The sequence below is a fragment of the Noviherbaspirillum album genome (genome assembly GCF_035916955.1).
GTDB lineage: Bacteria > Pseudomonadota > Gammaproteobacteria > Burkholderiales > Burkholderiaceae_D > Noviherbaspirillum > Noviherbaspirillum album.
Window position 1 is genome coordinate 100,781 of the sequence record NZ_JAWIIV010000006.1, and the last position, 12,215, is coordinate 112,995.

Genomic DNA, 12,215 nt, shown 5'->3' on the forward strand with positions numbered 1-12,215 from the left:
TTCTAATGGATGGTCGCCGTATTGCCGGTGCGGCATGCGGCATCCTTTTCCCAAAGTCCTGAGCAGATGCGCGTCCGGCACAGATGGCCTTCGATCAGGCCTAGCGTCCCGCATCGCCTTATCAGGGATTCAGTGGTGTCGGCCGGCGTGCGGATAACGATGTCGGTATTCGAGGCCGGGCCGCGGAGGCTGGCATGCAACTCCGGCAATCCCGCCGCGTTTCCTGCAACCGCTGGAGGCGCCGTGTCGCTTACTTTCGCACGGCTCGATTTTTGAGGCGCTCTCGTGAGAAGCGCGGCGATCAGATCGACATCGGCATCCTTGCGCTTGCTCTTTTCGGTGGCACGCGCTTTGCGGTTTGCATGCGTACGGTTCGACTCGCGGCGCACCCGACGTGAGGTGGCATCACCTTCCCGCGCCCGTGCTCGAGGTACGGTCTCGGTCGTGGCGGCATTGCGTGCGGTCACGCGCAATGCACGCGGCGCTACTTCCTGCGGCGGTTTCCGCGTCTGCACAAGCGGGGCAACCGGGACAACCGGGACACGCGGAACAACCGGGTCGACGTAAGCATTTCCTGCTGCCGAGGCAATTGCCGGAAGCTCGTCGAATTTGTCCGCCGCCGCGAAGGCATCGGGCCATGCGTTGCGCTCCCTGCCGGGCTCGGCCTGTGCGGGACTCCTTTCCATTACATGCCCAGCCAACACCTGCTGGATCGACGGTGCCGATGGCTGCCGTATCAGATCCGTATATCGGCTGACCAGCAAGCCAATCGCAAAGAGAAATAATGCTCCGGCGAGAATCATCATGCCGCCTCGCAGCAGCAGTTGCCGGCCGGGAGGTGGCTCGAGCGCATCAAGCACATTGAAAACCGCGTTCGTATCTCGCCGGCTGGTGTCGATCCCGCGGAAGGTATTGCCCTTCTTCGGATCCACCGATTTCGATCCGGCCGGATATGGTTGTGACGTGTCATTCATCGGAGCAGACATAACGATCAAATATAGTGACGAAAAGGCAATATTACCAATACAATATTGTCTTGTTTGCAATTTTTGACGCATTGTGTGAATACTGCCACGCCTATCTTCCTTCTTGTCCTTACCTACGCCGTCGTTGTTGTCGCTGCGGGATGGCACGTCATTGACCGAACACGCCGCACCTCGATTCAAAAGCGAATCCGCAGCAGCGCATCATTCGGTGCTGAATGGACCGGCATTTGCATCAGAGCCGTCGTCGGCTCGCCACGTGAATTATGGCGTACGGCGATATCAGTATCTGCCCGCTTTGCCGAAAGAGTATGGCGACGGCGTCGGACCGTGGCGGTCGCCATGCTTCTGTTCGCCGCACCGGTTAGCGTGCTGATCGCTTTCGGTAGCCTCTCCGGCTCTCATCAGTCTTTCGACGACTTGGCCATGCAGCAGAACCCTGTGGTAGCTGCGGTTCTTGATGGCGAGCAGCTCGTCCCTCCCGCCGCGCTTCCGCCGGAAGTCTTTGTCACGCGCGAAGCCAGTGTCGATCGCATGGAATTGGCAACAGCCAGCAGGGAGTGGCTGAAACTTGATCCGGAGTTCAAGCGGCGACTGCTGCTGGTCTTCCGCGCGATGGAGAACCATGGCTACCGAATGGCACTGCTCGAAGGCTATCGCAGCCCGGAACGGCAGCGGATGCTGGCGCAACTCGGTCCGCATGTCACGAATGCCGGGGCGTTCCAAAGCTATCACCAGTTCGGGCTTGCCGCAGACAGCGCCTTCTATCGGGACGGGCGGCTTGTCATCAGCGAAAAGGATCCCTGGGCAATGGAGGGTTACCGCCTTTATGGCGCCTACGCGGAGTCTTTTGGACTTACTTGGGGCGGGCACTGGCAGATGCGCGATTTCGGTCACGTAGAACTGCGCCGCAAGCATGCCGTTCCATGAACCTGTTGTTACCAGCATGCAACGCCATGTTGCAATCCTGCCATCATTTGCGTTACCATAATTGCAATTATTTTTTGGCAACGCCTGCGAGCCGCTCACCTGCCATGTGCAGGATGCATTCGTTGAACACCAGCGACACCTTGCCTTCATTGACCCTTATCTATCCTTTTCACCACACGCGTTGCACGTACCGCGCCCGATTGCATTCTTGGCTGTAATGGAATTCCCGTCATGTCTAAGCTGTACACCCTCCTGACCAGCTTTCTTTCCCTGTCCATCATTGGCACTGGTTTGGCCGCTGCGGCCATCGTGATCTTCGCAGCCTACTTTCAACTCCCCCTGCTCTGGACCTCGCTCCTGCTCGCCATCATTCCGATCTCGTGGTGCATCTATGCTCTCGTCCGGAAGATTCGACAGCATGGTGCCGGCAACAAGATCGACGGTCTGTTCGCGCAAGCGGCTGAAATGGCGTCAAGGAATGCTGCGCCCGACCGGCGAGACGATATCGACATGCTGAACAAGCGACTGCTGGAAGCGGTTCGCACCATCAAGGAATCGAAGCTGGGCCATACTTCGGGGAAGGCCGCGCTTTATGAACTGCCTTGGTATATCGTGATCGGCAATCCCGCCGCCGGAAAAAGCACGGCGATTGTCCATTCGGGACTGAACTTCCCATTCTCGGACAAGGCCGGACGCGCGGTACAAGGCATCGGCGGCACCCGCAATTGCGATTGGTTCTTCACCACCGAAGGCATCCTGCTCGATACGGCGGGACGCTATGCAATCGAGGACGAAGACCGCAGCGAGTGGTTCGGCTTCCTGAGGCTGTTGAAGAAATACCGCCCGAAGGCCCCGGTCAACGGTATCGTCATCGTAGCCAGCATCGCGGAACTGGTGTCATCCAAACCGGATGTCACCATTGCCCTTGCAAAGCAGTTGCGCCAGCGCGTACAGGAGTTGACGGAACGGCTCGAACTCTTCGTTCCGGTCTATGTCGTTTTCACGAAAATGGATCTGGTCGCCGGCTTCGTCGATTTTTTCGAGGATGCGAATGACGACGAGCGCAGCCGCGTCTGGGGCGCCACCCTCCCCTATAGCGCCGACGGCAGCGCCAACGCCGTTAGCAGTTTCGACCTGCATTTCGATCATCTGTCCGATGGACTTCGCGAACTGGGAACGACGCGCATGTCGGCCCACCGCGGACAATCGGTCAGTCCCGGCGTCCTCAGCTTTCCGCTGGAGTTTGCAGGATTGCGCCATCACCTGCGAAGCTTCATTGCCACCTTGTTCGAAGACAATCCGTACCAGTTCAAGCCGATTTTTCGGGGCTTCTATTTCACCAGCGCCATACAGGAAGGCAATGCGGCTCATTCCGCCGCAACTCGCATTGCCCGTCAATTCAATCTGTCTGAAGGACGTCCGCTTTCTGCCAGCATCGAATCGCGCACAGGCTTCTTTCTTAAACACCTGTTTTCATCGGTCATATTTACGGACAAGCAGCTAGTGCGACAGTATGCAAGCCGAAAGAAGCTGTGGCTGCGCCAGGCCGTCTTCTTCGGCGGCGCCCTTGGGCTCGGCCTGTTGATCGCATCATGGACATGGTCTTATCACGCTAACCGGCAGCTTCTCAGCAACATCCAGGCCGATCTGGACAAGTCAGTCAAGGTGCAGGCAATGCAGACTGATCTAGCTTCACGACTGGAAGCGCTCGAAATACTGCAGGATCGACTGGAACAGCTTCAGCGTTACCGCCACGACAAGCCGCTTTCCCTTGGATTCGGCCTTTATCAGGGAGAGCGCCTCGAACACAAGCTGCGCACTGAGTACTTCGCCGGATTGAGGCAGATCATGCTTGCACCGGTGACCGAAAACCTCGAGACGTTCCTGGCCGCAGCGGCACGCCATGCCGCCTCGAGTGCCCCGGCCGACCCCGCGGGCCATGCATCGGACAGGCAGCCTGCCGACAAAGACGCCCCGCCGGAAAGTGCAGGCCAAAGAGCAAGCGCGCCATCAACACCGTACGCGGAGCCCTCTACCGGCAACGCCGACGCGGTCTACAATGCGCTCAAGACCTACCTGATGCTTGCCAATCGCGACAGGATCGATACCAGCCATCTCGGAGACCAGTTGACCCGTTTCTGGAGGGACTGGCTGGAAGCGAATCGAGGAAACACGTCGCGCGAGCAGATCATTCGCACCGCGGAAAAATTGATTCGGTTTTACCTTGCGCAGGCCGGCGAACCGGATTTTCCCATCGTCGAGAACAAGCTCGCACTGGTCGAGCAAGTCAGGGAAAACCTGCGTGTGACGATGAAGGGCATGCCTGCGAGGCAGCGCGTTTACAACGAAATCAAGATGCGTGCCTCGACGCGCTATCCGACACGGACGGTCGCCTCCATCGTCGGTGACGAAAATCGGCGATGGGTTGCGGGAAGCCATACCGTGTCGGGCGCCTTCACCCGGGAAGCATGGGAGAAGTTTGTCTCCGGAGCGATCCGGGATGCCAGCAATGCGACTTTGCAGACTGCCGACTGGGTCCTCAAGACCGCGGCAAACAACGATCTCACGCTCGAAGGAAGTCCCGAACAGATCGAGCGCGATCTCACCCGTATGTACAAGTCGGAATATATCGGAGAATGGAAAAAATTCATCCGGGGTGCCACTGTTACCGAATTCGGAAATCTTGACGAGGCGATCGCTGCATTGAACAGGCTTGGCGATACGTCTTCCTCGCCGATCTCGACTCTGCTGCAGACCGTGCATGCCGAGACTTCCTGGGATAATCCGTCGCTTGCACAGCAAGGATTGCAGAACGCGGGCAACGGCGTGATGAACTGGTTTCGCACCATCATTCTCAGAAAGACTCCCTCCGAATTGCACAACGCGGTCCCGGCAAGTCCGGACAAAGCCCCGAAGATTCAGGAGGGGATGATCGGCAAGGAGTTTTCATCGATTGCGAAACTGACTGTCTTGCGCGACAACAATCAGAATGCCACGCTGGTAAGCACCTATCTCGGCCACCTTTCCAAAGTGCGGTCACGTTTCAATCAAATCCGGAATTCCGGCGATATCGGGCCGCCCAGCAGGCAGCTGATGCAAGCCACGCTAGATGGAAGTGGTTCCGAGCTTTCCGACACACTCAGGTATGTCGAGGAAAGCATGCTGATCGGTATGGCGGACAGCGAACGTGCTGCCGTACGCCCATTGTTGGTCAGGCCATTGATGCAAGCGTTTGCCGTCATCGTGGCGCCCACCGAGGTGGAAGTGAACTCGACATGGAAGGCGCAGGTTCTCGATCCATTCCAGCGCGGCCTAGCGGGAAAATACCCGTTTTCCCCTCAAGCGAAGGTCGAAGCCACGCCGGACGAAATTTCACGGATCTTCGGTCCCGACGGCGCGATTGCAAAATACCTGCAGTCGCCGCTGGGCCCCCTTGTCACTCGCCGCGGAGATCTCATAAGCGCACGCACCTGGGCCGACATCGGCATCCGGTTGAATCCCGTCTTTACCGCGAACGTGGGCCGTTATGTCGGCAATCCTGCCGCTTCCGGCATGGGAGCCGAAAACAATGCAACACCGGTTACCCAGTTCCGGATGCGTCCGTCGCCAGCCACGGGCCTGTCCGAATACACCATTGAAATCGATGGCCAGATCCTGCGCTATCGAAATGGACAACAGGACTGGGTCAATTTTGTATGGCCCTCCCCAAGCAACCAGCCGGGTGCGCGAATATCCGGACTGGCAACCGATGGACAGCCCGTAGAAATCAGGGACTTCCCCGGCAAGTTCGGCCTGGAAAAACTCATCGACGCCGCGCGCAGGCAAAAGTTGGACAACGGCGCCTTCGAGCTCACCTGGACCGCAGGCCAGCATAGCGTCTCCGTGACATTCAGTCTCATCAGCGACACGCGCGGCCAGGGTCCGTCCGCGGGGAGCAACCATCAGAACGGGCTGCGGGGATTGCAGCTTCCCGCGACAGTGGCCGCAGCGCAGGCTAATTCGCAAGAACGATAAAGACCGCAACGATGCGAACCTCAGGCAAGTTCATGATGACTAATTCAAGCAGTTTTTACTTCGGAAAAATTCCGTCGCGCAGCGACTTCGTGAAGAGTGCTTCGGGCACAAAGGTGATCGGCCTGATGGATCAATGGATTGCACATGGCATGGAACTGCTGATGGCAATGCCGGACTGGAAAGCATCTTTCGATAGTGCCGGTCCATTCGACTTCCTGTTTCTGGGAATGAAACGCAAGCATGCAATTCATGGAACGATGGCACCAAGCCGGGATGCCTCGTCTAGACGGTTTCCATTGGTTGCCGCGACCTCATTCGAGCTTGCCGATCCGCTGCAGTTTCTTCGCCTTGGTTCGCTGGCGCTGGACGGGATATGCCAGAGCCGACGCCACGTGATGCACCATGCCATCCAAGCGCTGGACATTCCAAATTTAATTGAATTGCTGAACAACCGCATGGCGCATTCGGCGGATTCCGATTTTCAGATACAGAGCGCAGAATCGCGGTGCACGACTTATCTTGCGGCACAATCCGTCGCCAGCATGAGCGCGATGCTGGCCCCGGACATGGATGCCGTCACGTTGCCACGCATGATCTTGACACTGGGCAAGCTGCTTCACCCCTTGCGCACACTGTCAGGCACTCAACCGCAAAAAGCGATTGCCATGCCGCTTCCTTCCGCGGAAGCCGAACGCATGGATGCCATGGCTTTCTGGCTGCAACTGGTGTCGATTTCGCTAACGGGGAGCGCTGTAGAGCTCAGCCTGTTTTCGGGCATGCATCTTGGAAAACCGCGCCTTATTATTGCCTTCAATGGCGTGACACCATTGATGTTCCAATCCCTGTTCGACGAGCAGGCAGCGAACGACTCCTTGATCGACCTCGCGCGATTGCCTTGGAACGAACGCACCGATCCAGCCGATCCATCCTGTGCCGCGCTGGTCAGCCATCTTGAGCATCAGGAGCTTTCGGCTCTGCAGCTTGTCACCAGCTTTCGAAATGCATTTGGATAGCGACCCCAAGATGCATTCCATTTGCACCGGCCTTTCCATCTTCGGCACTGACTTTGTTACCTGACAACCACACCTTAATTGCTTCCATACTTATGCCTCTGCTCCGTCTTTCAATGCGATGCATTGCCTCTGTCGTAGCAACTCTCGCTGCGGCACTGCCAACAGCCGTCGCGGCCGGGACCGACGTGATTCAATCCTCACAAGTACCTGCGCGCATTGTCGTATCCGGCATGGTCCCGGATGAAGCGACCAGGCTGAAGGTCATTGCCGGTGTACGTGGCATCTATGGCGAACAACCGATTATCGACCAGATCCTCGTCGGTGGAGTGCAGGCGCCGCCAAACTGGACGAGCAACGTCGAAGCCTTGATTGGCCCGCAGCTCAAGTCCATCTCCAAGGGCACGCTTGCCATCGAGGGGACGACGGTGTCCATCCGCGGCGAGGTGAGCGACGCGTCGACACGTCAGGCGATCGAAAGACAGATGACAGCCACACTGCAGCATGGCTATGCATTCAAGAACGGACTGCGGGTTTCCGCCACCAGCCAAGCTTTGCTGGATCGTACGCTTGACAGCAGGGTCATAGAATTCGAGCACGGAAGCGCCATGCTTACTCCGGCTGGAATGAGGATCATTGATGAAATGGCCGATGCGATGAGAAGGATGTCTCCCGCCAGAGTGGAAGTGATTGGGCATACCGACAGCGTCGGGAATCCGGCGTCCAACCTCGCGTTGTCACGTGCACGCGCGGACTCGGTGAAGACTTACCTTGTCAAAAAGGGGATCGCGACGGAGTTGATCAGCACGAGCGGCATGGGAGCAGACCACCCTATCGCGAACAATGCGACTGAAGACGGACGGAAACGGAACCGCAGGATAGAATTTCGTGCAGCGCAGTAGCGGAGGCATTTAGAGCGGTGCTTAGCGGCGACATATTTCGACGACATTCACCGCTGACCTGGAGCAAATTCCAGTTCAGACCTGAATGCTTCCATTGGCCGCTCCGGATGCATGCGCCACGCATTCCGGAAAATATCTCAATCATGACCTGATTGGTTGAATGCCGGACGAACGCGATCAGGCCGGCCATTCAAAGTCTTCCTTCACGCGCCGCCGGCATCTTGACTGCCGGATCTTTCGCAAGGGCGGGCGCCTGCTTGTCTGCCCCTTGCTCCAATCCACTTCGTTCTGCTTCGATCCGAGCTGGCAGGCTCCCATTTCGGAAAACATGGTGCCCCGAATGCTAGCAGGGCCTGGCGGACCCTGGCCAGAAAGGAAGGCTGCAACGGTTTTTGACCGCAACTCAATCGCCCGGTGCAGGCTTGCGGTCTTCCGCACCCAGCATTTCTTCCAGGTGAGCTAGCACACCCGGGTCCTTAACTACATTCCGCAGCCACAAATGCAGAGGCATTTCCGACCATTGCAAGGCTTTGTCTGCCAGATAGGCAACCGGAGAATGCGGCTCGGCCCTCCGGAAGTAGGCCGACACCTGCCTGAGTGCCTCCACCGCTTCAGTCCGGCTGCCAATGCCATGTGAGGATTGCATGGCCGGGGGTGATTTCCCCGTCACCATCGGAGCAATATCGACCAAGCCCGCCGGGGGAACTGTACTCGGCGGACCGTCATGCTGCGGCATGTCGTCCGTTGTGTCGTCCGTTGCGTCGTCCGTGGTTTTCAGGCCCAGGCTCTTGCAAATCGCACGTAAGCGTTCCTGGATCGCTTCCAGGCTGTCGGTCAGGGGAGTAATTGACGGCGATCCATCGCCTAGTATATTTTCAAGCTGACTGGCCAGATTCTTCACCAAGTGGATGCACTGCTCGACAATGTCGAGCTGGGCGGGAAAATGCGCATGCTCGGTTGCGGCAACGGCGCGGGAAAACTTTTCCAGTGTCACTTTGGTTTCAATGTCCGGAACCGAATCGGGATGACGCTGCAATTGCAACTGCAGACTCACCGCGCTTTCATAATTCATCAGGCTGAATCTGCCGACTACACTCTCCGTCAAGGGCACGCAACGGATCAGATATGCTGCACGCTGGACAAACCAGGATATCGTCCCGGTACGCCGCTCGTCGTCTCCGTCGTCAATGCGAGGATGAATATCCGCGCTGAACCGCGTGAGCAATCCGACATGCGCTTCAAGCCCCGTGCGCAGCCCGGCAAATCCTGATGTCTTGACAAGGCCTTCCGTCAGCCAGGCAGCGACGCGCAGGTCCTTGGTTTTTTGCATGAGCAAGGCTTCGCACTCTCTGACAACTGCATTCCAGTCGGCCTGCTTTAGCTGCGTAGCCCATTCGCCGTAGTCCAGGCTTGGGTCATCTTCGCGACGAGCCTCATGAATACGGTCAAATTCAGCCGAAAATGAGAAATCTTCGCCGCAAGGATTATCTTCGGAGATCGGCACTACCAGCTGCTCCGTCGTTACGTCACTCATACCTTCTTCCTTCACGCGCGCTTGTAGGTGAAATTTCCGGATTTCGCAACACCTACACGTATCGCTCGCACTGCCGCTCCTTCCGATATTGCCTTCAGCAGCAAGCCGGCAATGTCAGGCAGTATCGATCCATTGAGGATATTGTCGATATTGCGCGCACCGGAATCTATCTCGACACACCGCGCAACAATGGCATCCACCACTTCCTTTCCGAATGAAAGCGTGAGCCTGTGATTCGTTTGCAGGCGCTCGCCGATCCGCTTCAGCTTCAACCTGACGATGTCCGACAATATGTCGTCAGGCAGCGGATAGAACGGAACGATCCGCATCCTTCCGAGGAATGCGGCCTTGAAACTCTTGTACAGAACCGGACGCAATTGTTCTTCAAGCTCATCCTGCGAAGGCAGCTTGTCCGCCGGCTTGTTAATGCATGCCTGCATGATTGCGGGACTGCCGACATTCGAAGTCAGGATGATGATCGTATTCTTGAAATCAATCTTGCGTCCCTCGGCATCTTCCATGATGCCCTTGTCGAATACCTGGAAGAAGAGCTCCAGCACGTCCGGATGCGCTTTTTCGATCTCGTCGAGCAAAACCACGCTATAGGGCTTGCGCCGCACCGCTTCGGTCAGAATGCCGCCTTCGCCATAGCCGACATAACCCGGCGGCGATCCCTTCAGGCCTGCTACCGTATGTGCCTCCTGGTACTCGGACATATTGATGGTGATGAGGTTGCGATCGCCGCCATAGAAGATGTCGGCCAGCGCATGCGCCGTTTCGGTTTTGCCCACACCCGATGGACCGACGAACAGGAAAACGCCCTTCGGTTTGCAAGGGTCTTCGATATTGGCACGCGCAGTCCTGATGCGACGCGCCACCTGTTCCAGTGCATGCGTTTGTCCGATCACCCTGGATTCGAGCATTTCTCGAATGTTCAGTACGGTATTGATTTCATCCTTGAGAATTTTTCCTACGGGGATTCCGGTCCAGGCGGAAACTACGTCGGCGACCATTTGCGCGTCGACGCAAAACGGCACTAGCGGTGATTCGCCCTGCATCGCCTTCAGCTCCGCAAGCACACGGGAGTATTCGGGGAGCACGTCCCCATTCGCTCCGCTTGCATTCCCTTTTAGTCCGGCATCGTCTGCCTGGGCCGTCCTTCCCGGAGCGGTGCCGGCATCGAGCAGAATAACGTTTGACGGCGGCTGCACATCCCCGACACCGGCTTGACTGACTGAGCCGATATCGGAATTTGCGACGCGCTTTTGTCCCGTAACTGCCAGCGGCGCCTCGAGCTTCGCACGAAGTTCGTCTAGCCTGCCGACCAGCGCCTTTTCATCGGCCCAGCGCTGTTCCAGGCGGGCCAGCTGTTCCATCGCGCTTTGCCGTTGTGCGAGCAGTTGTTCAAGGCGTCCCGGTTCGAGGGATTCAGTCACCGCTTCACGCTCCAGCATGACGATTTCAGTCGCCATTGCCTGGATCGCGGACCGCGTTTCCGTCAGCAGTGCCGGCGTAGCATCTCGTCCCAGCGCCACTTTGGCACATGCGGTGTCAAGCACGCTGATGCTCTTGTCCGGCAATTGGCGTCCCGTGAGATATCTTGATGAGAGACATACCGCCTGCGTAATCGCCTCGTCGAGAATGCGGACCTTGAAATGGCTTTCCATTCGCATTGCCAGCCCTCTCAGCATCGTGCAGGCAAGCGCTTCCGTCGGCTCTTCAACCTTGACTACCTGAAAACGTCTAGCCAGGGCGGCGTCCTTCTCGAAATATTTCTTGTACTCGCTCCATGTCGTCGCCGCTATCGTGCGAAGCTCGCCGCGCGCAAGAGCAGGCTTCAACAGATTGGCGGCGTCACTCTGGCCGGCCGGGCCACCCGCGCCAATCATGGTGTGGGCTTCATCTATGAATAGGATGATTGGATGCGGGGCCGACTTGACTTCATCGATGACGCCTCGCAACCGGTTTTCGAACTCTCCCTTCACGCTGGCGCCGGCCTGCAGCAGGCCCAGATCGAGCACGTGCAGCTCCACCCCTTGCAATACCTCGGGAACGGTGCCTTCGACCAGACGCAGCGCCAATCCTTCGACGACCGCGGTCTTGCCGACTCCTGCTTCACCGGTCAGAATCGGGTTATTCTGGCGCCGGCGCATCAGTATGTCGATCACCAGCCCAATTTCACTGTCGCGTCCTATCACCGGATCGATCTTGCCATCGCGCGCCCGCTGGGTCAGGTTGTCGGTAAACTTGTCCAGTGCCGGTGTCGCCGGCCTCGCCGAGCGCACGTCCTCCGATTCGGATTCCACCGAAGCTTCAGGGTGTTCGCTGCGCAGATCGGCAGAGTTGGTTTCCGGAAGCTTGAGAATAATGTCATCCAGCCTGTGCTTGAGTTCGTCGACTGGAAAGTCGGCGAATCGCCGGCTGCAGCGAACTGCATATTGCGCCAGGGAAGGCTCGGTCAGCAGTGCCAGCAGCAGGTGGGCACTGCGAATGGCAGAACCGCTGTCGCCGAGCGATGCAAGAAGCCAGGCGTGCTCAAGCAGCGCCGATATGCGGATGGAAAACACTGGGGTACGCCCATTTCCGGAACGGAAACCTTCGATTTCATGCTCCAGATCCGCTTCGAGCGCGGAAGCTTGGATGCGGTACTGCCTGAGCAGATAGTGGAAATCGCTCTTCTTCTCGCCCAGCAAGGCAAGAAGGAGATGTTCGAGGTCCACTTCGTATTGTCCGCGTGCGACGCACAGGTTTGCGGCTTCGGCGGCGGCGCGCTTGCATACGGGATTCAGTTTTCCGATCAGGACTTTCAGATTGGCTGTCATTGTTTGTCTGGTTCAGGTTG

General features: G+C 57.7%; 7 protein-coding genes. 4 read left to right on the forward strand and 3 right to left on the reverse strand.

The genetic code is table 11. The annotated features are described in order from the left end of the window. Positions 1 to 2: 2 nt before the first annotated feature. On the reverse strand, positions 3 to 932 hold the full coding sequence (locus tag RY831_RS09400) for a hypothetical protein (protein ID WP_326506077.1): 930 nt from the start codon (positions 930 to 932) through the stop codon (positions 3 to 5). Positions 933 to 1,079: 147 nt separating this feature from the next. Between RY831_RS09400 and RY831_RS09405 the strand changes: the two genes are divergently transcribed. The 4 genes from RY831_RS09405 (at position 1,080) to RY831_RS09420 (ending at position 7,839) form a co-directional block, all read left to right on the forward strand. After that, on the forward strand, positions 1,080 to 1,913 hold the full coding sequence (locus tag RY831_RS09405; protein WP_326506207.1) for a M15 family metallopeptidase: 834 nt from the start codon (positions 1,080 to 1,082) through the stop codon (positions 1,911 to 1,913). Between the two features lie 231 nt (positions 1,914 to 2,144). Further along, a complete protein-coding gene (tssM, locus tag RY831_RS09410) occupies positions 2,145 to 5,927 on the forward strand; it encodes a type VI secretion system membrane subunit TssM (protein WP_326506078.1) in 3,783 nt (1,260 codons plus the stop codon). A gap of 32 nt (positions 5,928 to 5,959) precedes the next feature. Next, positions 5,960 to 6,940 (forward strand): type VI secretion system-associated protein TagF, encoded by a 981-nt coding sequence (tagF, locus tag RY831_RS09415; RefSeq protein ID WP_326506079.1) that lies wholly within the window; start codon positions 5,960 to 5,962, stop codon positions 6,938 to 6,940. A 53-nt stretch (positions 6,941 to 6,993) separates the two neighbouring features. Further along, on the forward strand, positions 6,994 to 7,839 hold the full coding sequence (locus RY831_RS09420) for an OmpA family protein (RefSeq protein ID WP_326506080.1): 846 nt from the start codon (positions 6,994 to 6,996) through the stop codon (positions 7,837 to 7,839). 403 nt (positions 7,840 to 8,242) lie between these two features. Here RY831_RS09420 and tssA read toward each other — a convergent pair whose 3' ends face one another. Continuing rightward, positions 8,243 to 9,373 (reverse strand): type VI secretion system protein TssA, encoded by a 1,131-nt coding sequence (tssA, locus tag RY831_RS09425; RefSeq protein ID WP_326506081.1) that lies wholly within the window; start codon positions 9,371 to 9,373, stop codon positions 8,243 to 8,245. A gap of 11 nt (positions 9,374 to 9,384) precedes the next feature. After that, complete coding sequence (gene tssH, locus RY831_RS09430; RefSeq protein WP_326506082.1) at positions 9,385 to 12,195, reverse strand: type VI secretion system ATPase TssH; 2,811 nt, start codon at positions 12,193 to 12,195, stop codon at positions 9,385 to 9,387. Positions 12,196 to 12,215 lie beyond the last annotated feature (20 nt).